This is a genomic window from Paraburkholderia sp. RL17-383-BIF-A, from assembly GCF_046028015.1.
Classification (GTDB): Bacteria; Pseudomonadota; Gammaproteobacteria; order Burkholderiales; family Burkholderiaceae; genus Paraburkholderia.
Genome location: NZ_JARESR010000048.1, coordinates 1 through 24,466 on the forward strand (window position 1 = coordinate 1; position 24,466 = coordinate 24,466).

At 62.0% G+C, this 24,466-nt stretch carries 23 protein-coding genes and 1 pseudogene; 11 read left to right on the forward strand and 13 right to left on the reverse strand.

Annotation, left to right across the window (positions count from 1 at the left end; translation table 11 throughout):
* Window positions 1-267: 267 nt before the first annotated feature.
* Window positions 268-1,383, reverse strand: a complete 1,116-nt coding sequence (locus P0D71_RS33440) for an AI-2E family transporter (RefSeq protein ID WP_408183548.1) — start codon at window positions 1,381-1,383, stop codon at window positions 268-270.
* A gap of 269 nt (window positions 1,384-1,652) precedes the next feature.
* Between P0D71_RS33440 and P0D71_RS33445 the strand changes: the two genes are divergently transcribed.
* The 4 genes from P0D71_RS33445 to P0D71_RS33460 all read left to right on the forward strand — a co-directional run bounded on the left by P0D71_RS33445 (window position 1,653) and on the right by P0D71_RS33460 (window position 5,592).
* Entirely contained in the window at window positions 1,653-2,867 is a 1,215-nt protein-coding gene (locus P0D71_RS33445) for a DUF2863 family protein (protein ID WP_091795714.1), read from the forward strand.
* Window positions 2,868-3,101: 234 nt separating this feature from the next.
* Entirely contained in the window at window positions 3,102-3,980 is an 879-nt protein-coding gene (locus P0D71_RS33450; protein ID WP_408483653.1) for a response regulator transcription factor, read from the forward strand.
* A 112-nt stretch (window positions 3,981-4,092) separates the two neighbouring features.
* Window positions 4,093-4,767 (forward strand): energy-coupling factor ABC transporter permease, encoded by a 675-nt coding sequence (locus P0D71_RS33455; protein ID WP_091795721.1) that lies wholly within the window; start codon window positions 4,093-4,095, stop codon window positions 4,765-4,767.
* Window positions 4,768-4,935: 168 nt separating this feature from the next.
* A complete protein-coding gene (locus tag P0D71_RS33460; protein WP_091795724.1) occupies window positions 4,936-5,592 on the forward strand; it encodes a BspC domain-containing protein in 657 nt (218 codons plus the stop codon).
* A 124-nt stretch (window positions 5,593-5,716) separates the two neighbouring features.
* Here P0D71_RS33460 and P0D71_RS33465 read toward each other — a convergent pair whose 3' ends face one another.
* Complete coding sequence (locus P0D71_RS33465) at window positions 5,717-6,871, reverse strand: M14 family metallopeptidase (protein ID WP_408483654.1); 1,155 nt, start codon at window positions 6,869-6,871, stop codon at window positions 5,717-5,719.
* Between the two features lie 36 nt (window positions 6,872-6,907).
* Entirely contained in the window at window positions 6,908-7,690 is a 783-nt protein-coding gene (yaaA, locus tag P0D71_RS33470) for a peroxide stress protein YaaA (RefSeq protein ID WP_408483655.1), read from the reverse strand.
* A 57-nt stretch (window positions 7,691-7,747) separates the two neighbouring features.
* On the opposite strand from yaaA, the gene P0D71_RS33475 reads away from it, so the two are divergent.
* Together P0D71_RS33475 and P0D71_RS33480 are read left to right on the forward strand one after the other, a co-directional pair.
* Window positions 7,748-8,245 (forward strand): putative toxin-antitoxin system toxin component, PIN family, encoded by a 498-nt coding sequence (locus P0D71_RS33475; protein WP_091795734.1) that lies wholly within the window; start codon window positions 7,748-7,750, stop codon window positions 8,243-8,245.
* A gap of 142 nt (window positions 8,246-8,387) precedes the next feature.
* The gene (locus P0D71_RS33480; protein WP_091795737.1) at window positions 8,388-9,560 is read left to right on the forward strand and encodes a pyridoxal phosphate-dependent aminotransferase; all 1,173 of its coding nucleotides are present in this window, start codon (window positions 8,388-8,390) and stop codon (window positions 9,558-9,560) included.
* Window positions 9,561-9,666: 106 nt separating this feature from the next.
* Here P0D71_RS33480 and P0D71_RS33485 read toward each other — a convergent pair whose 3' ends face one another.
* A complete protein-coding gene (locus tag P0D71_RS33485) occupies window positions 9,667-10,314 on the reverse strand; it encodes a glutathione S-transferase family protein (protein ID WP_408483656.1) in 648 nt (215 codons plus the stop codon).
* A gap of 138 nt (window positions 10,315-10,452) precedes the next feature.
* On the opposite strand from P0D71_RS33485, the gene P0D71_RS33490 reads away from it, so the two are divergent.
* The 5 genes from P0D71_RS33490 (at window position 10,453) to P0D71_RS33510 (ending at window position 16,049) form a co-directional block, all read left to right on the forward strand.
* Complete coding sequence (locus tag P0D71_RS33490; RefSeq protein ID WP_408483657.1) at window positions 10,453-12,012, forward strand: 3-hydroxyacyl-CoA dehydrogenase; 1,560 nt, start codon at window positions 10,453-10,455, stop codon at window positions 12,010-12,012.
* Entirely contained in the window at window positions 12,009-12,797 is a 789-nt protein-coding gene (locus P0D71_RS33495) for an oxepin-CoA hydrolase, alternative type (protein ID WP_408183524.1), read from the forward strand. Before P0D71_RS33490 ends, P0D71_RS33495 begins: the two co-directional genes overlap by 4 nt.
* Window positions 12,798-12,818: 21 nt before the next feature.
* On the forward strand, window positions 12,819-13,535 hold the full coding sequence (locus P0D71_RS33500) for a histidine phosphatase family protein (RefSeq protein WP_408483658.1): 717 nt from the start codon (window positions 12,819-12,821) through the stop codon (window positions 13,533-13,535).
* Window positions 13,536-13,555: 20 nt separating this feature from the next.
* Entirely contained in the window at window positions 13,556-14,662 is a 1,107-nt protein-coding gene (locus tag P0D71_RS33505) for a phosphotransferase (RefSeq protein ID WP_408483659.1), read from the forward strand.
* A 127-nt stretch (window positions 14,663-14,789) separates the two neighbouring features.
* Window positions 14,790-16,049, forward strand: coding sequence for an acyl-CoA dehydrogenase family protein (locus P0D71_RS33510; protein ID WP_408483660.1), 1,260 nt, complete (start codon window positions 14,790-14,792; stop codon window positions 16,047-16,049).
* Window positions 16,050-16,182: 133 nt separating this feature from the next.
* On the opposite strand, the gene P0D71_RS33515 is transcribed toward P0D71_RS33510, so the two are convergent.
* From P0D71_RS33515 to P0D71_RS33555, 9 genes and pseudogenes are all read right to left on the reverse strand, one after another.
* Window positions 16,183-16,659 carry a MaoC family dehydratase gene (locus P0D71_RS33515; RefSeq protein ID WP_408183516.1) on the reverse strand — a complete coding sequence of 159 codons (477 nt, stop codon included), beginning with the start codon at window positions 16,657-16,659 and terminating at the stop codon, window positions 16,183-16,185.
* Window positions 16,656-17,114, reverse strand: a complete 459-nt coding sequence (locus P0D71_RS33520; protein WP_408183513.1) for a MaoC family dehydratase — start codon at window positions 17,112-17,114, stop codon at window positions 16,656-16,658. Before P0D71_RS33520 ends, P0D71_RS33515 begins: the two co-directional genes overlap by 4 nt.
* 35 nt (window positions 17,115-17,149) lie before the next feature.
* Entirely contained in the window at window positions 17,150-18,277 is a 1,128-nt protein-coding gene (locus tag P0D71_RS33525; protein ID WP_408483661.1) for an acyl-CoA dehydrogenase family protein, read from the reverse strand.
* A gap of 10 nt (window positions 18,278-18,287) precedes the next feature.
* Window positions 18,288-19,484 carry an acyl-CoA dehydrogenase family protein gene (locus tag P0D71_RS33530; RefSeq protein ID WP_408183510.1) on the reverse strand — a complete coding sequence of 399 codons (1,197 nt, stop codon included), beginning with the start codon at window positions 19,482-19,484 and terminating at the stop codon, window positions 18,288-18,290.
* Window positions 19,485-19,532: 48 nt separating this feature from the next.
* Window positions 19,533-19,958 carry a DUF1178 family protein gene (locus P0D71_RS33535; RefSeq protein WP_408183506.1) on the reverse strand — a complete coding sequence of 142 codons (426 nt, stop codon included), beginning with the start codon at window positions 19,956-19,958 and terminating at the stop codon, window positions 19,533-19,535.
* Window positions 19,959-20,181: 223 nt separating this feature from the next.
* A complete protein-coding gene (locus tag P0D71_RS33540) occupies window positions 20,182-20,706 on the reverse strand; it encodes a helix-turn-helix transcriptional regulator (RefSeq protein WP_408183503.1) in 525 nt (174 codons plus the stop codon).
* 53 nt (window positions 20,707-20,759) lie between these two features.
* A pseudogene (locus P0D71_RS33545) lies at window positions 20,760-21,006 on the reverse strand (hypothetical protein).
* Window positions 21,007-21,240: 234 nt separating this feature from the next.
* The gene (locus P0D71_RS33550) at window positions 21,241-21,630 is read right to left on the reverse strand and encodes a putative holin (RefSeq protein ID WP_408483662.1); all 390 of its coding nucleotides are present in this window, start codon (window positions 21,628-21,630) and stop codon (window positions 21,241-21,243) included.
* Window positions 21,631-21,739: 109 nt separating this feature from the next.
* Entirely contained in the window at window positions 21,740-24,325 is a 2,586-nt protein-coding gene (locus P0D71_RS33555; protein ID WP_408483663.1) for a glycoside hydrolase family 18 protein, read from the reverse strand.
* Window positions 24,326-24,466 lie beyond the last annotated feature (141 nt).

Here is a 24,466-nt window from a genome sequence, read left to right on the forward strand (position 1 = left end):
CCACTACCGAACCAGCACCGTATCGCCAACCTCGCAACACCCGGCACCGCTTCGTTCTGCGTCGCTGCATCAGCAGCAGAGAAACGAGATTATGAAGAACTTTCACTACGTCGTCAACAGGTTTTTCTAACTTTCCCAACCCGCCCACCCCGCTGAAAGCCTTGCCACTGCTGGCTCTCCCGCCTCCCGCGCTCCGTTGTCCGAAGCACGAAAGAGCGAGATTCTAGCGAGCCGGCCAGCGCCTTGCAAGCATTATCTGAAATTTATTCAAGGCGCCTTTTTTATGCGGCTCGGCTCATCGACGACAGGCACTTTCATATCGGGCGCCAAAGCACGTGCAGCCGGCGCGCCAATGGTCCAATCGTGGAGCACGGTGTACGCGACCGCCAGCAAAGTCGGGCCGATGAAAACGCCGAGGAAGCCAAAAGCGAATGCACCGCCCAAGATACCTAGCATCACCAGAATCAAAGGCATGTCGCTATTCTTCCCGATCAGGATCGGCTTGATGACGTTGTCTGACATGCCGACGACCAGCACCCCCCACACCACCAGGAAGATTGCCCAGCCAGTCGCGCCGCCGTGGTACAGCCAGATCGCCGCCGGCAACCAGACAACCACCGGCCCACCCGGTATCACCGACAGAAAGAACGTCGCCAGCCCGAGTAGCGCCGGGGCAGGCACGCCGGCGATCCAGCATCCGAATCCCGCCAGAATCCCCTGCACGAGGGCCGTGCCGAGAATCCCATAGACCACGCCCTTCACCGTGCTGCCAGCAAGTGCCAGCAGATAGTCGGCGCGCTCGCCGGCAATACGCCGCATGCCGGCGTTCAGCCAGGCCGCTGCGCCCTCTCCCCCCGTATAAAAGAAGAAAGCGAGCACGATGCTCAACGCCAACAGACCGAGGCCATGCGTAACCGCAATTGCAGCCGCCAGAATCCACTTGCCCGCGGGTGCAGCGAGCGTACGCAATTGCGCGATCAGTTCGGAATTATTGCTTGTGACACGCTCCCAGAATGCCTCGATGCTGGAACCCACCAGCGGAATCCGGGCAACCCACGGCGGCAAATCCGGCAAGCCGGCTTCAAAGAGCCGCTGAACCAGCGCGACGATATCGTGTACGTGCGCCCCGAAAGCAAAGCCCGCATAGACGAACGGTCCAAGCACCACAATCAGAATGATCAACACGATCAACGTGGCGGCCCACTTGCGCCGCCCGCCGACGGCCGCGGTCAGCCTCCGGTACAAGCCCCATGAGCTATAGCTGAGAATGGCGCCCCATAGTAGCGCGGTCGTGAAAGGCGCCAGCACCAGCAGCGATCCGCCCACCAGGATAATCAGCGCGAACACAGCGGCAAGCCGTTCGATCAGTTGGTCCGATTTCATGATGAATCTCCTGTTGCGCCAATCCCCGGCGACGAATGGACATACTTTTGTCAGGCGTTCGCTGAAAGCGCTCAGTATAGAAGCGAGCCACGCGTCCGGGGGCGTCTTATATCATCGGGCCAAGCCGCTGCGCAACGGTCTCGAAGTCGCGCTCGACAGGCTGATTTTTCGCGCGGAAACGTCCCAATTCATCCGGCATTGCGGACCAAATAATATGGCGGCATAGAAAAGACTAGAATATAAGGTTGTACACCCCAATTTCCGGATTTATGCGCTCGCGAATCGCCAAACGTCTCCCACCCGATGCCGACAAGCTGGTCGGTCTTTCGCTCGCGCTTTTCGCGTCGGGCAGCCGCACCGAGGACCGCTTCTGGGAAGCGAAACTCGACGCGCTGCTCGCCAAGATCGTTCGCAACGCCAACCAGACTACGCTGGACGCCGCGCTCGATCATCTGCAGCAAAATCATCCCGACGCCTACGGCGCGCTCGCCGACATGGCGGAAACGCACAGCGAGTCGTTCATCATCGAACACGAAGGCGTGCCTCATGAGGCGCTGCTGATCGCCGCGCCCGTGCTCGCCTGGACCCGCTACATGATTCCGTCCGGCCCGCTCAAGGCCGACGCCGCCGACGCCCTGCGCGCGCACCTCCAGGCACATGTGCTCGCAGCGAATACGCGGGTCGCCATGGCGCCTTTCCTGTACAGCATCGATCAGCTGCCGCGTCATCATGTCGAAACCTGGCGCATTGCCCAGCAGCTCGCTCAGGCGGCCATGACCGGTGGCAACGTCAAACTGAATTTCGGCGAGTTGCCAGAAACCTCACCGATTCTGGCCGACCCGCGCTTCCTGCTGGCCGTGGTCGCGGCCCCGGTAGGCGAGCCGACGTTCCGCTGGCAGGAAGAAGAGCACGGCAGCCGGATCGAGCGCGGGCAATGCCTTGAACAATGGGCTACGCAAGGCGGCGCCAATTTGTCGCTGGTGCTGCCCGGCTGCGAATTCGAGTGCCTGTTGCCGGACGCCTATTACTCTGCCTGCCGCGATGCCGACGAGAGCGTGCGCCCTCACACCGTGCGCACCGCCGTGCGCTATCTGTTCGACACGATCGGTGCTGCGCCTCAGGAATTGCGCGCGGTCGTCGCGGGCTTCGGCGAACGCCGCATCGACGAATACCGTGTCGGCTTCACGCGCCGGGGCAGCAATGACGTGATCTATGGCGTCGTGTGGCCGCTTTACGGCCGTGAGAACGGCGAGCCGGGCATCGACGAAGAGCCGCAGGAAACCGCCGCGTCGGACGACCCGCTCGAGGAAATCGTCGCGCTGCTCAAGGAGACCGGTGTGACCGAGGTGCGCCGGCACGCCGGCCGCTTCGAGCCGGAATATTGCGACGATTGCGGCGTGCCGCTCTATGCCGACCCGCTCGGCGAAATCGTCCACGCCGAAATGCCGGAGGACGCGGAGCCCGCGCAGCCGCACTTCCATTGAACATGGTCGCAGGCGCATTTCGGGCGCTGCATACGACATGACAAAGCCCCGCCGAGCGCGGGGCTTTTTTTGTGCCTCTACGTTCTTACGTCATTCCTCTTATGCCTTTTGGACAGGCCGTCAAATTGAAGGGAATTTGTCATCATAGGAACGGCGACGCATCGCAACGCATCCGGCTCTCACTAGCCGCGCGTCTGCATCGCGCCACTTCGCCCGATTCATCTGGAGACATGCATGCGATTCTCGATACTCAACTCAGACGCGGAACGACGTGATGGACTCAAAGCACTTCTGCGGCAAATTGACCGGCTGGCGCGTTTTAACGAAGCCCAGGATTGGCGTCAGGTCGAACGCACGCTCAAACGTCAGCGACCCGACCTGCTCGTAATCGATTGGCAAGACTGGATGTCGATCGCCGATACGCGCCATCTGCTCAGTCACTACCCCGATCTGCGCATTGCAGTGCTGACGGACCAGATCTCGCCGGTCGCCGTGCGGGAACTCATGGACGAGGGTGTGCTTGGCGTCGTGCCGCGCGACACCGATCCTTGTCTGATCGTGCGCGCATTTGAAATGGTGCTGCTGGGCGGTCACTACGTGCCGCCCGGCGCGCTGGCGCTCGATCCTCCGCTGCCGCCGGATACCGCCATCCGGCCGTTCGACGAAAAGAGCCCTCCACCGCGCCGCGCCAAACTGGCCAACGGGCTATCACCCCGCCAGCAGCAAATCATGCGCTGCGTTCACATGGGCAGCACCAACAAGATGATCGCGCGCACCCTCGGCATTAGCGAAGGCACCGTCAAGATCCATCTGACCAGCATATTCCAGCAACTCGGGGCGCCGAATCGCGCTGCCGCGGTCGCGCTTTACAACGGCTGGCTATCGAACCATCTGCAAGTACTGCGCAATGATGCCGACGGCCCGGTTCGCCCGATCATGGGGCAAGCCGGCGTGGTGCCTTTGCGTCGCCGCACGCGACGGCGCTTCCACTATCCGTTGCCTGCTAACGACACGGCCGCCCTGCTGCCGATGGCAGCCGAACCGGGCGCACAGTACGGCGACGCGCCGCCCGGCGGACCGGCAACGGACCCACTTGCGCCAGGCCCTGCGTGAGCGTCGCCGGGGCACGCGTCAGCATTCGGGCGGCTACTTTCTAACAGCGTTTGCGCCTGCTGGCATGGAATCCGCTCACACCTTTTCTCGTCCAACGAGTAATATGAGACACATGGGTTTCCTCTACACACCGCTTCCGTTCTGGGTCGCTGTCGGTGGCTGGATCGTCACTGCGATAGTGGTCGCGCTCGCGCTGTGGAAAAATCCTTTCAAACGACTTCAAGACGGCACCCTGCAGCATGTCTGGCTTGCGATCATCGTCGCAGTGTCGGTGCTGTGGGCCACCAACGCATGGCTCGACGACGGCACCGTCATGCATCTGCTCGGCGCCACGCTAGTCGTCACGTTGTTCGACTGGGCGCTGGCGCTGATCGCCATGGCGGTGGTCACCGGTCTGGCCGCTGTCGTCTTCGATGCTCCCTGGCAGGGTATCGCGCTAACCTTCCTCGTCTATGGTGCATTGCCAGTCGGCATTTCTACTCTGGTCCAACGCATCAGCATTGCGTGGTTGCCGCGCAATCTCTTCATGTTCATCTTCGGCCAGGGGTTTGTGTCGCCGGCCATTGCCGTGTCGCTTACGGCGGCCGCGGCTCTCGGCGTGCATATCGCGCTCGCCGACGGCTCCATGACCGTGATCCCCGCAGGCTACGCGCTCAGCGTGCTTCTACTTGCCACAGGGGAAGCCTGGTTCACCGGCATGTCGACGGCATTGATCGCGGTCTATCGTCCTGCGTGGGTCACCACTTATGACGTACGCAGATATCGATTGGGCGGACCGCGCACCTGACACTCGCACGACCATTGAACGTGTAGCTGCGGCAATGGGAGCCTCGGCTACATCGAGCTGCTCGTGCCCGCGCACCACGACAGGACAAAATATTTGTGCCAGGATTGAACTCCACCCTCTCGCGGGGCATCTTACGTGCCTCATGTCTCATTAGCGTCTAACAACTAGATGGATCGCACCAACGTACCGCGCCGAATGCTGCGGTTGGTCGGCCGGTTGGCAACATATGCGGCGAGTCTCTCGCTCATCTGTTCCACTTCCGCGCTCGCCGACCAACTCGAACAGCACAACGATCTCGTCAATAGATTTGTCAATGAAATGCATGCAGACCCGCTCGTTGCGGACTGCGCTGCTCATGGCAACTTTGTCGCCAGCACGTCAACTGCCTTCGACCATGTCGAATTTCCACCTAGCTCGTTCGATAGCGCGCATGCGTCGGTCACGCCGTGGAACGATTCGTTCGACGAGGGCAAGCAGCGCGTCAAGGTAGACAACATCGTCACCGTCGAAGGGCTCGGCGTGCGCCAAAGCGGCGAAGGCGACCCCGCCGATCTGAAGTTCCGCTGCGGCTATGTCGGTGCGCAGATGCTGGCGTTCAGCTGGAACGATCCGGTGCCACCGGCCCGTGCGCGCGCCTCGGAACCCTCGGGATCGCGAGCGGCGTCGGGCAAGCATAAGAGCGCCAAAGGCAAGCACTCGGCGAGCGGCAAAACCACGAAGAAAGCGACTACGAAGTCTTCCAAACCGAACTCGGGCAAGTCGTCGAGAACGAACTCGAACAAAGCAACCGCGAAGAAGACACCGGCGAAGAAGAAAACTCAGTAGCGGTTCGCGCTTGCGGCATCGCCCCGTCGGCCGAGAGTCACCGGCCAAGAGTCAATCAGCCGCCCCAATGAAAACGAGGCACACACCGTGAAGTGTGTGCCTCGTTTTTTATGCCGAGTTCGCTTTAAGCAAACGTCTCCATGTGCCGCAGGATCGCCTGAAGCATCGCGGCACCGAGCGACGCGCTACGCTCGCCGTTCCAGCCCACCCGTTCGTCAGGCAGATTCGCGTTGTCCTTGAACGGCATCTCCAGCGTGAGCGACAGGCAGCCAAATTCGTTGCCGATGTACTTCGACGCCAGCTTTAGCGCGTCCTCACGATATTTGCTCGCCGCGTAGCCGTGCTTGTCCTGGAAATCAGGGCTCGCGTGCTTGAACGCTTCGATGAACGCGTGCTGCTCTTCCCGCTGCCGCTCGGTAAAGCCCGGCAGCATTTCGGAGCCGGCCACGAACACGTAGGGCAGCGCCTCGTCACCGTGGATATCGAAGAACAGGTCGCAGCCAGTGGCGTGAATCGCGTCGCGCACCACCAGCACTTCGGGACTGCGCGCGGCATCGGGCTCCATCCACTCGCGATTCAGATTCGCACCGGCCGCATTGGTGCGCAGATTGCCGTGCACGCTGCCGTCCGGATTCATATTCGGCACGATGTAGAAGACCGCATGATCGTAGAGCTTGCGCGCCACCGGGTCGCCCGCCCAATCGCCCCAACCCGCGAGCCGCTTCACGAGACCCTCGATAAACCATTCGGCCATCGTCTCACCAGGATGCTGGCGCGCGATCAGCCAGATTTTCTTCCTGGGTGTATCGCCGGTTTGCGGCGTGCCGAGCGTGAGCAGCGAAATGGGCCGACCTTCGACGCTCTTGCCCAATTCCGTGAGCGTCGCCTGCGGCATCTGCTGCACCGCGCCCAGAAACTCCGCATGACGCTCCTCGCTATACGGCTCGAAATACGCGTAGTAAATGCGGTCGAAGTCCGGCGTATGGTCGATCGTCAGCACGCGGCCGTCGTACGACGTGGGTACGCGGAACCAGTTCACCCGGTCATAGCTCGCCACCGCCTGATAATCGCGCCAGCCTTCGGCAAAAGCGCAGGCGGCCGCATTCTCGAAGGTCATCACGCAGCGCTCGCCCGCCGCGCCGGACAAGCGGAAGTAAAACCACTGCGCGAACTCGGCATGGCTGTCCGGCCGCACGCGCAAACGGATATTGCCCGCTTCTTCGCAGGACAGCACTTCAATCGCGCCTGCGTCGAAGTTGCTCGTAATGGATAACGTCATGATGGTTTTTCCCTGCTTGTACGCGCGGCGAAACGCTTATTCAGCAACGCGGCGGCGGAATACGTAAGTGGAATCATTCGACGCTTCGGCGTCGAACGCATAGCCTTCGGCGTCGAATTCCTTCAACTGCTCGGGCTTGTCGAGACGGTTCTCCACGGCATAGCGCGCCATCAGGCCACGCGCCCGTTTTGCATGGAAGCTGATGATCTTGTAGCGACCGCCCTTCCAGTCCTCGAAAACGGGCGTAATGACCGGCGCTTCGAGCAGCTTCGGCTTGACGGACTTGAAGTATTCGCCCGACGCGCAATTGACCAGCACGCGGGACGCCGCGGCATTTTTCTTGAACTGTGCATTCAAGGCCTGCGTGATCCGCTCGCCCCAGAACGCGTACAGATCCTTGCCGCGCGGGTTAGCGAAACGCGTACCCATTTCCAGCCGGTAAGGTTGCAGCAGATCGAGCGGACGCAGCAATCCGTACAGGCCGGACAACACGCGCACGTGATTCTGCGCGTAGTCGAGATCCGCCGCCGACAACGTTTTCGCGTTGAAACCCTCGTACACGTCGCCATTGAACGCCAGCACCGCCTGCTTGGCGTTGTGCGTGCCGAATTTGGGCGACCATTCTGCGTAGCGCTGGAAATTGAGGTGCGCGAGCTGATCCGAAATATCCATCAAGGAGGCGATCTGCTGCGGCGACAAGCGGCGCAATCCGCCGATCAATTCGGCCGCGTCGTCGACAAAATCGGGGATCGTGTGCTTTTTGACGTGAGGCGGGGTTTCGTAGTCGAGCGATTTCGCCGGCGACAGAACGATTATCATAGAGGCTTGCAGGCACGCCGTGCCTGGCGGTCAAAGACGAAAGCCAGATTGTAACGAATGCCCGGTTCCCATGTCTCACGCGGCGCTTTGCGCGTCGTCCTCGATTCCAATGTCTGGATCGACATTCTCGTGTTCGACGACCCGCACACGCGGCCGATCGCGGCCGCGCTCGAAAGTGGTGCGCTGGCCGCGCTGATCGACGCGCGCTGCCTCGCCGAACTCACCTACGTGCTCGACTACCCGCAGTTCGTGCATCGGAACGTGGACAAGGCCGCCGCGCTAGCGGTCGTCGCACGGCTCGCGCAACGGGTCGACCCCGTTGCGCAAACGGAAGATACGAGACCCTTGCCCAAATGCAAAGACCGCGACGACCAGAAGTTTCTCGAACTCGCGCACGCCGCGCAGGCTGACTGGCTGGTCTCGAAAGATCGCGCGGTGTTGAAGCTGGCCAAACGGATTGCACGCGACTTCGGCTTTCAGATCGCCCAGCCGGCGCCCTTCGTCGCCGCCATTGGCGCGTCCCTGAGCGTCACCGGCGAGACCGCAACCGCATGATCCTCCAGGCGTACAGCCCTGGCCGGACGGCTAACGTGCACTTCGCGGCACGCACACCGCGCCGCGATTCCCTACAATCAGGCTTCGTCCATTTCACGCGACGCCTTTGTCTAACCCACTTGCCCACGCTCCGGACAGCGCCATGAATGCACCGCACGACACGCCCACGAGTCCCACGTTTCCGTCTCGCCTGCCGAATGTCGGCACGACGATCTTCACCGTGATGAGCGCGCTCGCCGCAGAAAAAGGCGCGGTAAATTTGGGTCAGGGCTTTCCCGATTTCAACTGCGATCCACGCATTGTCGACGCGGTCGCGAACGCCATGCGCGACGGCCACAACCAGTACCCGCCCATGGCGGGCGCCGCGCCGCTGCGCCAGGCCATTTCGGACAAGATCGCGAACCTGTACGGGCGCCGCTACGACGCCACGACCGAAATCACCGTGACCGCGGGCGCGACACAGGCGTTGCTCACCGCGATTCTCTGCACCGTCCACCCGGGCGACGAAGTGATCGTGGTCGAGCCGACCTACGACAGCTATCTGCCGTCCATCGAACTGGCCGGCGGCAAGCCGGTCTTCGTCACGCTCGAGGCACCCGACTACGCCATTCCGTTCGACAAGCTCGCTGCCGCGATCACGCCGAAAACGCGGCTCCTGCTGATCAATACACCGCACAATCCGACCGGCACGGTCTGGCGCGAGCAAGACATGCGCAAGCTCGAAGAGATCGTGCGCGGCACCAACGTGCTGATTCTTTCCGACGAAGTGTATGAACACATGGTCTATGACGGCGCGCCGCACGAAAGCGTGGCCCGCTACCCAGAACTGGCGCAGCGCAGTTTCGTGGTGTCGAGCTTCGGCAAGACCTACCATGTGACGGGCTGGAAAGTCGGCTATGTCGCCGCACCCGCCGCGCTCACCGCCGAGTTCCGCAAGGTGCACCAGTTCAACGTGTTCACGGTCAATACGCCGATGCAGATCGGCCTTGCCGACTACATGAAAGATCCGGCACCGTATCTCGACCTGCCGGCGTTCTATCAGAAGAAGCGCGACTTCTTCCGCGCCGGCCTCGCGAATTCGCGCTTCAAGCTATTGCCTTGCACGGGCACTTACTTTCAGTGCGTCGACTATTCGGCGATCAGCGATCTGCCCGAAGCCGAATTCGCGCAATGGCTGACCGGCGAAATCGGCGTGGCGGCCATTCCGGTCTCGGCGTTCTATCACGAGGCGCATGAATCGGGCGTGGTGCGCTTCTGCTTTGCCAAGCAGGAAAGTACGCTCGCCACAGCGCTCGAGCGGCTGGCGCGGCTCTGACATGACCCGCGCGATGCTGCGAACGAACCTCCGTTCCCTGCTATCGCGCGCAATGGTCCCGGCGTGCGCGCCTCGCGCGTGTTCGCTTAAGGCCGGGCAGCGCCCGTCAAACCCGGCGCGAAGCCGCGATGTACGCTTTGCGATCTTCGGTCACGCGTTGCGCCGCCGGCCGGGCGTTGATCACTTTCACGTAGCTCTTCCAATCCAAGCCGGCGTCCAGCAAGAAATCGCGACCGTAGATTGCCTGCGTCGCCATGCCCACCAGCGGCAAGCTCACATACCCCGCCGTATCCGCAACACTGAAGCGCTCGCCGCTCAGGTACGGCCCGAACTTCGCGATCCGCCTGAAGCCGGCAATGTGATGCTGGAGAAGTTTCTCGACACGCCCTTTAGTCGCCTCGGTCACCGTGCCGCCGAAGAACGCTTCCTTGTAGAGATTGCGCGCGGTCAGTTCGAGATGCACGTCGACGAACATGATCAGCTCGCGCTCCTTTGCCGCTTCCCAAGGGTCAGCGGAGAAGATCGCATTGTCGGGAAAGCGCGCAGCAAGATACTCGACGATGCATTGCGATTCGCACAGATCGCCCTCTTCGGTCTGCAGATAAGGCACCTTGCCGAGCGGCGAATGCTCCAGCATCGCCTCGTCCTGACTCGGCAACACCGACACCTCCTCGAACGGAATACCGTGTTCGAGCAGCACGAACTTCACTTTGTTGTAATAGTTAGAGAGCGCGAAACCGCACAGCTTGATCATCGGGTGTCTCCTTCCTTAGGGTTGTATGCGACCGCTCGTGCTCATCGAAATCAAAGTCAAAGCAGCGGTCGTCCATCAATCATCCAGTAAATTGCACGATCGTGCTATTCTAAAATAACCATGGAGTTGAGCATCACAATGACCTCTCGCAATTTCAGCATCGAGACTATCGGCATTGTCGGAACCGGAGCAATGGGCCGCGGCATCGCGCAGATTGCCGCACTGGCCGGTTTCATCGTGCGTCTGTACGACACCAATCCTGCTGCAATCGGCGCCGCGCGCGACTATCTCGCCGAGACTTTCGCCAGGTTGACCGCGAAAGGCAAGCTCGACCAGGCCCGCTCTCTTGCAGCGCTCGCGAATGTCAGCGGCGCGCAGGCCATTGGCGATCTGGCCGGTTGCGATCTGGTCGTCGAGGCGATCGTCGAAAAACTCGACGTGAAGCAGGCGCTGTTCCGCGAGCTCGAGACCGTGGTGAGCGGCCGTTGCGTGCTGGCATCCAATACGTCTTCGCTGTCCATCACGGCGATTGCCGCCGGCTGTAGCGAGCCGTCGCGTGTGGTCGGTTATCACTTCTTCAATCCGGTGCCGTTGATGAAGGTCGTCGAAGTGATCGACGGTCTGCGCAGCGACCCCGCCGCAGGCGACGCGCTGATGGAACTCGCGCACCGCATGGGTCACACGCCGGTGCGCGCGAAAGATATGCCCGGCTTCATCGTGAATCACGCGGGCCGCGGCATGAACACCGAGGGCTTGCGCGTAGCGGGTGAAGGCGTGGCCAGCTTCGCCGACATCGACCGTATCATGCGCGAGCAGGCGGGTTTTCGCCTCGGGCCGTTCGAGTTGCTCGACCTGACGGCGCTGGACGTCTCGCATCCGGTGATGGAGTCGATCTATCACCAGTTCTATGAGGAACCGCGCTTCACGCCGTCGCCCATCACCGGCACACGGCTCGCGGGCGGATTGATCGGCCGCAAGACGGGTGAAGGCTTTTACCGCTACGAAGACGGCAAGCAGCAAGTGCCTGCCGAAGCGCCCGCGCCGACTGGACTGCCGGCTAGCGTGTGGGTCAGCAAGCGTTATCCGCAGGCGCACGACGCCGTCGTGCAACTCATCGAGAAAGCCGGCGTGAAACTCGACGACGGCGCGACGCCCGAAGCAAACTCGTTGATCGTCGTCACGCCGTTCGGTCACGACGCGACCACAGCCGCAGTCGACGAAGCGCTCGACGCGAGCCGTGTCGTCGCCGTCGACGCGCTCTTTCCGCTCGTCGGCGCACAACGCCGCACGCTGATGACAACGCCCGCCACGACTCGCACCGCGCGTGATACGGCGCATGCGCTCTTCGCCGCCGACGGCGTGCCCGTCACCGTGATCCGCGACTCGACCGGCTTCGTTGCGCAACGCGTGGTGGCGACTATCGTCAATATCGGTTGCGACATCGCTCAAAAACAGATCGCCACGCCTGACGATATCGATCTCGCCGTGACGCTCGGCCTCGGCTACCCACGCGGCCCGCTGGCGCTCGGCGACGCGCTCGGTTCGACCACCATTCTCGCGATCCTGCGCAATATGTTCAGTGTGCTCGGCGACCCGCGCTATCGTCCTTCACCCTGGCTCGCGCGGCGAGCCCAGCTTGGCCTTTCGCTGACCCAACGCGACGCAACCGATACAGACACCACGGAGACACAACAATGAGCGCCGAACTGCTGACCTCGCGCCCGACCGAAAGCGAATCGACACTGGTTCTCACGCTGTCGAACCCCGGCGCGCGCAACGCGCTGCACCCGGACATGTACGCCGCAGGGATCGAAGCGCTCGACTCGGTGGAGCGCGATCCGTCGATCCGCGCCGTCGTGATCACCGGCGCTGACAACTTCTTCTGCGCGGGCGGCAATCTGAACCGCCTGCTGGAAAACCGCGCGAAAGATCCGTCCGTGCAAGCTCAGAGCATCGACCTGCTCGGCGAATGGATCTCGGCGCTGCGCCTTTCGTCGAAGCCGGTGATCGCCGCCGTGGACGGGGCCGCCGCCGGCGCGGGATTCTCGCTCGCGCTCGCGTGCGACCTGATCGTTGCCGCGGACACGGCCAAATTCGTCATGTCGTATGCACGCGTCGGCCTGACGCCCGACGGCGGCGGTTCGTGGTTCCTCGCACAAGCGCTGCCGCGTCAGTTGGCCACCGAGGTACTGATCGAAGGCAAACCGATCGGCGCCACGCGTTTGCATGAACTCGGTGTCGTCAACAAACTGGCCAGGACCGGCGCCGTGCGCGACGCCGCGGTTGCATGGGCCGACGAACTCGGCAAGATTTCGCCCAATTCAGTCGCGCGCATCAAGGGGCTGATCGGCGCGGCCGGCGCGCAACCGCTCCCTGATCATCTGGTGGCGGAGCGCGACAACTTTGTCGCGTCGCTGCATCATCGGGACAGTCTTGAAGGGATTTCCGCGTTCCTCGAAAAACGCGCTCCGGTGTATAAGTGAACGTGAGTGAACGACAGGACCATGTCTGACTATCAACTGCCCAAACGCCGCCGCATCTTTCTGATGCGTCACGGCGACGTCACCTATTTCGACGACTCCGGCCGCGCGATCGATCCCGAGACCGTGCCCCTGAACGAGAACGGCCGCGAACAGGCCAGCGCGGCGGGCCGCGAGTTCGCCGCGCAGCAGATCACTTTCGACCGGGTGATCGTCAGCGGTTTGCCGCGCACGATCGAAACCGCACGGCGCGTGCTTGCCGAAACCGGCCAGCAGATCGAACTGGAAATCGAGCCCGCCTGGGGAGAGATTCGCGGCGGCAAGCTCGGCAATATTCCGCTGCACGATATGGAGGCCGCGTTTCTCGGCGTGTTCGACGGCATCGTGCCGGAAAGCACGCGCTTTCTCGACGGCGAGACCATTGGCGAGTTATTCGATCGCGTGCTGCCCGCGCTCGCTGCGTTGCGCGAGGACACATCGTGGGACACCGTGCTGCTCGTCCTGCACGGCGGCGTGAATCGCGCCATCCTGTCGCATGCGATCACGGCCGGTGGCCGCACGTTCTTCGGGCATCTGGCGCAAGCCACCGGTTGCATCAACGCGCTCGACGTGGGCGCCGCGCCACGCGACTGGGTGCTGCGCACGATCAACTATTCACCGCCCTCGCCGCTTCACCGCGGTGTCCGCAATACCACGATGGAAATGCTCTACGCGCAATTCATTCAATACAAGCGTAGCTGAACCTGAACTGGAGGAGACAGATGGTGCAAGCCACACAGACCGGCGAACCAGAACACCAGCCGGATTATTCGGACTTCGAGGGCACGCGCCCGGTCAGCGAGCGGCAACGCTTCGACAGCGACGCGCTCGCCGCGTGGCTGACCCGGCACGTCGACGGATTTTCGGGACCGCTCACGCTGGAGCAATTCGCCGGCGGGCAGTCCAATCCGACCTTCAAGCTGCTCACGCCGTCACGCTCGTATGTGATGCGCGCCAAACCCGGGCCGGCGGCGAAGTTGCTACCGTCCGCGCACGCCGTCGAACGTGAATATCGCGTCATGCATGCGCTCGCCGACACCGATGTGCCGGTCGCGAAAATGCTCGCCTTGTGCGAAGACGAAAGCGTGATCGGCCGCGCGTTCTATGTGATGGAGTTCGTTGAAGGCCGCGTGCTGTGGGACCAGTCGTTGCCCGGCATGACGCCCGCCGAACGCGCCGCCATTTACGACGAGATGAACCGTGTGATCGCGGCGCTGCACAGCGTCGACGTCGCGGCGCTGGGTCTCGCCGATTATGGCAAGCCGGGCAATTACTTCGCGCGTCAGATTGGTCGCTGGAGCAAACAGTACATCGCCTCCGAGACCGAACCGATCGACGCCATGCAGCGCCTGATCGAATGGCTGCCGCAACATATGCCGGCCGAAACGGGCGAGCGCGCTTCGATCGTGCATGGCGACTACCGGCTCGACAATCTGATCTTTCATCCTTCGGAACCGCGCGTGCTCGCCGTGCTCGACTGGGAGTTGTCGACGCTCGGCGATCCACTCGCCGACTTCGCCTATCACTGCATGGCGTGGCACGTCGACCCGGCGCAGTTCCGGGGGATCGCGGGACTCGATTGGGCCGCCTTGGGCATTCCCGACGAAAGCCAGTACGTCGCGCGCTATTGCCAGCGCACCGGCTTCGAGATTCACGGCGACTGGAATTTCTACCTGGCGTACAACATGTTTCGCATCGCCGCGATCCTGCAAGGGATTATGAAACGCGTCGTCGACGGCACCGCGGCCAGCGCTCAGGCTCTCGATGCTGGCCGCCGTGCGAAGCCGATGGCCGAACTCGCCTGGCGCTACGCGCAGAAAGTGCGCTGACCGAAGTCGTGCGCTGGTTCGTGCGCTCGGTGGCACGCCAAAACGCATTGAGTCGTGCGACCGATTCACGCATCTGGTTGCGCTCCGAACAAACGTCGTCCGTTACCCGTTATCCGCGAGGTCTTACATGAATTTCGATTACACCCCGAAGGTTCAGGCATTGCGCGAGAAACTGCTCGCATTCTTCGACGAGCATATCTATCCGAACGAGCAGGCGTTCTACGCTGAGATTGCGCGCAATCGCCAGAACGGCAACGCGTGGCTACCCACCGAACTGATCGAACAACTCAAGCAGAAGGCGCGCGACGCCGGCTTGTGGAATCTGTTTCTGCCTGAATCCGTGCGCGGCGCCGGCTTGACGAACCTCGAATACGCGCCGCTATGCGAAATCATGGGCCGCGTACCTTGGGCGCCCGAAGTGTTCAACTGCAACGCGCCCGACACCGGCAACATGGAAACGATCGAGCGCTACGGCAGCGACGACAACAAGCGCGAATGGCTCGAACCGCTGCTGCAAGGCCAGATCCGCTCGGCGTTTCTGATGACCGAACCTGAAGTGGCGTCGTCGGATGCGACCAATATCCAGACCAGCATCGTGCGAGACGGCGACTACTACGTGATCAACGGCCACAAATGGTGGTCGTCGGGCGCGGGTGATCCGCGCTGCAAGATCTATATCGTGATGGGCAAGACAGATCCTGAAGCGCCGCGCCATCAGCAGCAGTCGATGATTCTGGTTCCCGCCGACGCCACCGGCATCACCGTGCACCGTCCGCTCACCGTGTTCGGCTACGACGACGCGCCGCACGGTCACATGGAAATCACGCTCGAGAATGTGCGCGTACCCGCCACCAACATGCTGCTCGGTGAAGGACGTGGCTTCGAGATCGCGCAAGGCCGACTCGGACCGGGACGCATTCATCACTGCATGCGTCTGATCGGTCTCGCTGAACGCGCCCTCGAATTAATGTCGAAACGCTCGCTGCAACGTGTCGCGTTCGGCAAGCCGGTTGCCGCGCAAGGCGTCACGCAGGAGCGTATCGCGGAAGCCCGCTGCATGATCGAACAGGCGCGTCTGCTCACGCTGAAAACGGCCTACATGATGGACACGGTCGGCAACAAGGGGGCACGCGGCGAGATCGCGATGATCAAGGTCGTCGCGCCGAACATGGCGTGTCAGGTGATCGACTGGGCGATTCAGGCGCACGGTGGCGGTGGTGTCTGCGACGACTTCCCGCTCGCGTATGCCTATGCGTCTGCGCGAACACTGCGTTTCGCCGACGGTCCCGACGAAGTTCATCGCAACGCGATCGCCAAACTCGAACTCGCACGTTACATGGATGCGGGCGCGGCAGCTCGCGTGGAGACCCCGATTACACGAGTTTGAGATCGGCCAGACATTCGACGCGGCGCACTACGCTAAACCTTGATCGCACCGCGGCGTCTGAATATGCATTAGAAAAAAAGCGCGAGCCGGCATCACTGTCGCTCGCGCTTTTTAACAAGCATGCGTCGAAACGCTAGAAATAATGCCGCGTGATGAACTCGGCAACGCATACCGGCCGCTCACTGCCCTGCCGCTCAAGCGTCACATTCCATATCACTTGCACGCCGTTGTTATCTACTTCGGCTACGGATTCGACCGCAAACTTCGCGCGCAACCGCGAGCCGACCGGCACCGGGGATGTAAAACGCACGCGGTTCAACCCGTAATTGACGCCCATGCGCTGCTCGAGCACCACCGTCTCACTGAGCAATGCAGGGATCAACGAAAGCGTCAGAAAACCGTGCGCTACCGGACCGCCGAACGGTGACTCGCGCCGCGCCCGTTCCGGGTCGACATGAATCCACTGATGATCGCCGGTCGCTTCGGCAAACCGATCGACGCTCGCCTGATCCACCTCCAGCCATTCGCTAACGAGCGGCTCGGCGCCCACCAACGCGCGCAAGGCGGCGGCGCTGCCGAACGTTGCGGCAGGTGCCGCGCTGCCCGTCATGAAGCGGCACCAGGATTGCGCAGCCCGAACAATCCCTTCGAGCGCACCGTGATGACCGTTTCGCCATGCTGATTGATGCCTTCCCACTGCGTCGATACGATGCCGCGATCCGGCTTGCTCTCCGAGATACGCTTGTCGAGCACGGCGTTCATCATGGTGATCGTGTCGCCGACCCGCACCGGCTTCAACCAGCGGATTTCGTCGATACCCGGCGAGCCCATCGACGTGGAACCCGCGAACGCATTGCGCACCAGCATGCCCATCATGACGGAGCAGGTATGCCAGCCACTCGCGACCAATCCGCGGAACGGCGATTCGGCGGCCGCGGCTTCATCCACGTGGAACGGCTGCGGATCGAACTTCTGCGCAAACTCGACGATCTCGTCATGCGTGAACGTGTGCTTGCCGATTTCGATGCTCGTGCCGACTATCAAGTCCTCGTAACTCAAACCCATCGTCACACCTCCTTTTATTCGATTCGAGCGGCGGATCAGGCTTCTGCCGTGACGAAGCCGGGCAGCGCGGCGAACCGCGCGAGATGGTGATCGACGTCGCCCAATGTGGTTTCGATAATAGCAAGGCGTTTGAACAGATGCGCCGCGGCCACTTCGTTCGTCACGCCCATGCCGCCATGCAACTGAACCGCCTGCTGACCGACAAAGCGCGCGGCCTGACCCACCCGTGCCTTCGCAGCGGAAACCGCGCGGCGACGTTCGTCGGCATCCGTGCTCGTGTAGCGCATGGCAGCCAGGTACGTGACCGAACGCGCCTGCTCGGCGTGAATCAGCATCTCGACCATGCGATGCTGCAAGGCCTGAAAACGCGCGATCGGCTGGCCGAACTGCTGGCGCGTTTTCGTGTAGTCGACGGTGGCGAGATTCAAGGCGTCTAGCGCGCCGATTGCCTCGGCGCACAACAGCACCGTGCCGTAGTCCGCAATATGTTCGAGCGCAGCCGCGCCGGCGTGGTTGCCTGCCAATTGGCGCGCCGGCGTGCTGTTGAATTCGAGTGTGGCGGCACGTTGACCGTCGATCGTGCGGTAGTCCGTAACTTTGACGCCGCCTGCATTGCGCGCCACGACGAAGAGTGCTATCTCGCCGTTCAGCCGGGCCGGCACGATCCAGTGATCCGCTTGCGCGCCGTGCAGCACAACCGACTTCGTGCCGGTCAAGGTCTGCTGCCCGCCCTGCCCGCTTGCGGTCGTCTCGATCGAAAAAAGATCGTAGCGTGCGTGCGGTTCGTGAAATGCCACCGCCAGTTTGATCTCGCCTTGGGCCGCACGTTCGAGTAACGACGCGTCTTCGCCCTCTTCACTACCCGCGAGGCGCAATGCCTCGACGCCGACCGCGGTCGCCCAATAAGGCTCGACGACCAGCGCGCGGCCGAGTTCCTGCATGACCACCAGCATATCGATCGGGCCGCCATTGAAACCGCCGTGCGCTTCCGGCACAGGAAGTGCCGTCAGACCCAACTCGGCAAACGCGGCCCAATGCGCGTCCGACACGCCGGTTTCCGATCGCACGATCGCCTGGCGCGCTTCGAACCCGTAGCTCTTGTCCAGATAGCGGCGCAACGCGTCGGCGAATTGCTGTTGTTCGTCGTTGAATGTGAAGTCCATGCGCCGCTCCTCAAAGTCCGAGAATCATCTGCGCGATGATGTTCTTTTGAATTTCGTTCGAGCCGCCGTAAATCGACGTCTTGCGGAAGTTGAAGTAGTACGCGGCCAGCGGCGCGGCATCGTCGTCGCCGGCCAGGCTATGTGCGCGTTCGCCTTCGAGGAATGGCACGTCGAACGGCGCGGCGAGCGGCCCGATCGCTTCGAACATCAGTTCGGTCAGCGCTTGCTGAACTTCAGTGCCCTTGATCTTCAGCATCGACGCTTCCGGCCCCGGCCCGCGCCCGCCCGTTTCATTGGCGACCACGCGCTGCACGGTGACTTCGAGCGCCATCAACTCGATCTCGAGGCTCGCGACTTTTGCGCCGAAGACCGGATCCTGCAGCAGCGGTTTGCCGTTCTTCTTCTGATTCAGTGCAAGGCGTTTCAGGAAAACGAGTTCGCGCTTCGACTGGCCGACCCGCGCGATACCGGTACGTTCGTGGCCGAGCAGATACTTCGCGTAAGTCCAGCCGCGATTCTCTTCACCCACCAGGTTTTCGACCGGCACCTTCACGTCTTCGAAAAACACTTCGTTGACTTCGTGGTCTTCGTCGAGCGTAATGATCGGCCGCACGGTGATGCCCGGCGTTTTCATGTCGATCAGCAGGAACGAGATGCCCTCCTGCTTTTTGGCACCGCTGTCCGTGCGTACAAGGCAGAACATCATGTCGGCGTACTGACCGAGCGTGGTCCACGTTTTCTGACCGTTGACCACGTAATGGTCGCCGGCGCGCTCGGCGCGCGTGCGCAGCGAGGCCAGATCCGAACCCGAGCCGGGCTCTGAGTAGCCTTGGCACCACCAGTCCGTACCGTCGAGAATGCGTGGCAAATAGTGACGCTTCTGTGCCTCGTTGCCGTATTTCATCAACACGGGCGCCACCATGGAGACGCCGAAAGGCAGCACGGACGGCGCGCCGATACGCGCGCACTCTTCGTCCCAGATGTGCCGCTGGGTCGCATCCCAGCCCGGGCCACCGTATTCTTTCGGCCATGCGATCGCCGACCAGCCGCGCGTGCCGAGCAGCTTATGCCAGTCTGCGAAGTCTTCGCGGGAGAGCCGCTTGTGATTGAGTACTTTGTCGCTCAGATCGCGAGGCAGGTTCGCCTCGAGCCAGGCGCGGATATCGGCGCGGAACGCGCTCTCAGCGGGGGAATAGTCCAGATTCATGCGTAGTGTCTCCTGGCCGCTACCACCCGCCGCCAGCGAGCCACTGCGCTATTGCAGCGGTTCCTTCAAGGCAGCCGGGACCGGCAGCGGCATCACTTCGATGCCTTCCTCGACCAAGGCTTTCGCGTCTTCCGGTGTCGTGACACCGCGAATATTGCGTGCGGGCGCTTCATTGTAGTGAATGCGCCGTGCTTCCTCGGCGAAGCGGTCGCCCACGTTCTCGGTCTTCTCCAGTACCTCGCGTAAGGCGCGCATCACGCGCCCCTGCATGTCGCCTGCACCCGCTGGCGCTTTCGTCTCTGTCGCACCCGACAGGTTCAGGCGCGGCGCCGACGGTAAACGGCTCACCTCGTTCGCACCGCAGATCGGACATTCAACGAGCTTGCGGGACTGCTGCGATTCGAAGTCATCAGCCGAAGCGAACCAGCCTTCGAACCGATGGCCATGCGGACACTGTAAATCGAGGACCTTCATGTGGAATCAGGGCTTGCGTGCCAGTTTAGCGCAAAACGTAAATTTGTGAACGGTCGTTCGTAAATTTTTACGGACAACACGCCGACGTCTGACGCTGCTGACAAATCGGACGTGGTGGGCGATTTTAACGCTTTGCGCCAAGGCCTGCCGAAGGTGGCCCGAAAGGCCAATGCGCATGCCGACTACATGGCCGCGCGAATTCGCACGCTGGCCGTGCCTGCTTCTATGCCACCAGACACTCGAGTTGACGGTTAAGACGCGGCTCGATCTCGCGTGCTTCTTTGGCGAGGTTGATCTGCTTGGCCGATTTTGCGACGTCGAACACGTCTGCCTTGATTTCATAACCGCCGCGCGCAATGAGCCAATCAAGGATGTCCGACAGATGCCACACCGACGCGCTGCCCTCGTGGACCGCCGCCGGAAAGTCGATTGCGTGATTGAGCATCAGCTTGCGCATGTTTTGCCTCGACACGCCTGCGACTTCGGCCACGTCGGTGAGGCCGACGAAATCGGGGCCTGCCTCGACCAGCCGTGCGGACGGCACCGCCCGTTTGACGTCCTGAAGCGCGCTGACCAGCGCAGCGAATGCAGACGTGCCTTCGCGAGTGAAAAACAGCGCGATGCGGCCCGGTTGCCCGATGCCAACGGTGGCGTCATCGCACCCCGCTTCGCCCAGCCGCTCGACGATCGCGTCAAGATCGCAATCTTCCGCTGCGAGGCGGTACTTCAACGTGAACACATATTCCATGATTTACTCCTGCCTTTATTCGGTCCAAGGCTTTCGCCAACAGCGCGCTTTCGCTACCGGCGAGCCGTGCAGTTGTCGACGATTCTCCGCAGATGCCTGGCATGGTTGCCAGGGCACTTGGGTGTGCTCCAGATGCTCGATATGCAGAACTCACCGCACCGACAGTCCGCGTCGTTGTCGGGACAATACATTTTTCCCCACGCGTGGCCTTTGCCACCGCCCTGAACACGCCAACCGTTTTTTTCGGCATACGCCAATGCTGCCTCGACCTCTTTCTTAGAGATGGGTTCCTCGAACCATCTACGCCCTCCAATTTAATGAGTGGGAGTCGGGTTGTCAAGTGACAACTTGACTTGATCCACCCTGAATCGAACATTTCTCACAAGCTTCGGCATCCCAATTAAATGAGACGCTCAATGCTTTTTATCGAAGGTCCATACTAGAGGGATAAAGGCCGTGTAGCGAGACTGCCGGAAGTCATAAGAAGGCGGGCTATCGCCGCCCGCCTTCTTTGTGCCTTTCGTGCAAGCTGAGTCATCCTTTGAGAAGCCGTTTGACGACCCACGCGTACAAACGGTCCAGAGTCGGCTCGACGTGGCGCTCACTCCAGTCGAGCGCGAGAATCGTGAACGTCACGAGCGCCGCGCTCGCAACGAACCCGGCTAGCCACGGTTCGACCTGCGGCCAGTTGAAGACGATGCGCCGCGCGAGAAAATTGCCGCCCAGGAGCGACACGACGAAATAGATCGCCTTGCGCCACGTCGTGGTCTCATGCGAACGCGTCAGATACAGGAGCGCTCCGCAGGCAACGCCCAATACCCGTTCGAAGTCGTTGAGCATGTGCGACGCGACGAAGGCGACACCGCCCTTCAAGCTTCCAATCAATACCGGAGCGGCGAGACAAGCAACAGGATAAGTAGCCATGAGGGTATCCAACGCCAGAAGTGCAGAAGTCGACCGGGTTGCGTGCGACGGCGCCCACTGGAGCGCCGCCGCACTTCGTGATCAGTGCGGGATCAGCCGCAAACGGTGATCACGCGCTGCCGAGGTCCTGCCAGACCTTGCCGTCGTACTGCTTCTGGCTCGTGCAATTGGGATCGCCCGGCTCGTCGGAGCGGTTTGCCCACCACGACGAACAGTATTTGCGCAGCCCCTGACCGTGATAGTCGTGCGTCACCACCGAACCGCCCGGATAATCCTGCGGCTTCCACGTGCCGGTGCTCTGGCCCGCGACGACCGTCACGTTGACCGACGCGATCGATTGCGCGCCATCGCCGCCGTGCCCGGTCACCGTCAGTCGCACCGGATACTCGGTGGTCGAGGTGAGCGTCGGCGCGGTCACGGTCACGCTCGCCTGGTTGGAGCCGTCGAACGAGAGCCCCGGAGCGCTCCACTTGTAGACGAGCGGCGCCGGGCCGGTCGAATCCGCAGCCGAAAGCGACAGCGGCGCGCCGCTCTCCACCTTCGTCTTACCAGTGATCACTGCCTGCACGGAGCCACCAGACGCCGGCGTGGCTTCCAGATAGATCGCCTCGCTCGACGTTGTCGTGCCATCGCTCACGGACAGCTGGATCAAGTAGTCGGTCGTCTTGTCCACGCTCGGCACGACCCCACTCACGACCGCCTTGCGCGAGCCGTCGAACGGCAACTGCGGCGCCTGCCACGCGTAGGTGAGCGGATCGCCATCCGGATCGAACGACGCGGTACCCGACAGCTGGAACGCCGTCCCCGACGCGAGTTGCACCGTCATTCGGGCCACCGGCGGCTGACCGGACTTCGATTTCACGGTCAGCGTGACCTGCGCGGTATTCGTGTTGCCATGGCCATCGTCGACCGTCAGCTTCACCGCGTAGCTCGTGGCGCCTGCCGCCGGCACGACGCCGTCGACCTCGACAGTGGTCGCGCCGTCGAACGGCAGTCCAGGCGCCGACCACCGGTAGGTCAGCGCATCGCCATCCGGATCGTTCGAGCGCTTGCCGCTGAAGTGAACCGGGTCCCCTGCGAAAGCTTCCAGCGGACCGTCGATCGCGGCCACCGGCGGCCGGTTGCCGCCCTTCACGTTGATGCCTTTGAAGTAGAACGGCGACATGTCGATCGTCTGCTTCGTGATCTCGTTGCCGAGCCCTTCGCGCGCGGCATTGACGAGCACACCGCCATCCATTTCGATGGTCCAGGTGAACAGGCCCGCAAGACCGCGCTTGCGCACGTATTCGCCCTTGGCCTTCACCGTGCGCGGCGTATCGACCGAAATGAAGAGTTTCGAGTCTTTGCTGTACAGGTAGTCGGCGTCGGCAACTTCGTCGGTATAGACGTCGTAGCCGTTGATGCCGCGCTGGTTTTCCAGATCGAGGTAGTTGTAAATCAGGTCGTACCATTCGGTCGTGCCCGATTCGAAGCTGCCGGTGGTCGTACCCGTGCCCGCGTTGTAGCTACCTTCGAGCGGCGACAGGCTCGTGATGTTCGCATTGCGCGCGCTGCGGCTATACCCGGCATAGCCGATTGCCACACGGCTCAACGGCACGCCGATCTGCTCCAGATAGTCGATCGCCGCATCAATGCTGAATTCGTTCGGGTCACCCGGATGGCTCGGATGCAGGTTCGTATGATGCGCGAGCTTCGGCGCCCACGGCGTGCCGAAGAAATCGTAGGTCATCAGGTTGATGCCGTGCACGCCGGCGTCGATCATGCCCTTCAGGCCGGCCTTTTTCATCTTCGACAAGGCGGCGGATGCGGCGATGCTGATCATCACATCCTTGCGCCCGGCGCCGTCGAACGCCTGCCTGAGTTCGCGCACCAATGCCTGGAAGTTCGGCGTGTCGCTATCGGAATAGGTATTGCCGTCGTTACCCTCTGCTGCCGGATACTCCCAGTCGAGATCGATCGCCGCGAACATCGGGAAGCGCTTGAACAGATCGAGGATGCTGTTGATCAGTGTCTTGCGCCGCGCCGGGTCGGCAACCACCCAGTGAAACGCCTCGCTCATCGTCCAGCCGCCGATACTGAACGACAGCACCAGATCGGGATTCTTTGCCTTCAACTTACGCAGGCCGCCCAACACGCCTTGCGCGGTTTCCTGACGGAACAGCGCCTGATAGTCGTTGCTCACCCAGCCCGGGAAGCCACAGTTGCGATACGAAGCGACATCGCCCCATGCATCGACGAAAGTCGCCTCGTCTTTCTTGCGGCCGAAATCCTGCGCGGCCCGGTTGATGGTGTACTGCTTCTCGCCGTTGTCGCCGATAATGCCGGCAAAGCCGAGCACGAGCTTGTCATACGCATTCGCGTCGAGCAGCATCAGGTCGATGCCGCGGCCACACTGGTCGTCGGCGAACGAGCCGTCGTAGCGTCCGTCGTATTGCGACCAGTCCGTGTAATAGCCGAACACCTTCGAGTCATTCGGCTTGTAGCCGTTGTACACGCGCTTCGCCACGCGGCCGGACGTGTAGCTGAACTTCTCGACTTCGGTCGCCGGCTTGTAGCCGTTCATCTGATACTTCTTTTCCGTCGCACCCTTGGCGCCGGACTTGTCGCCCGGATCGCCGTTGTACACCAGCTTGCTGTTCTGGCGTCCTTGCTGGACGGAGCCGCTTGCAGACGTGGGATTGTTCGTTTGCGTCATAAGAACCTCGTTCATGAAAAGTGGATGTCGAAGGCTACGCACGGTGGCGTTGCCTGATCGACCTGTTCATGTTCGGGCGGCTCATCGACGAACAACATGGAAAATCCATCGAAAATTCGCGGTCCGCCAGCCGGCGACGTA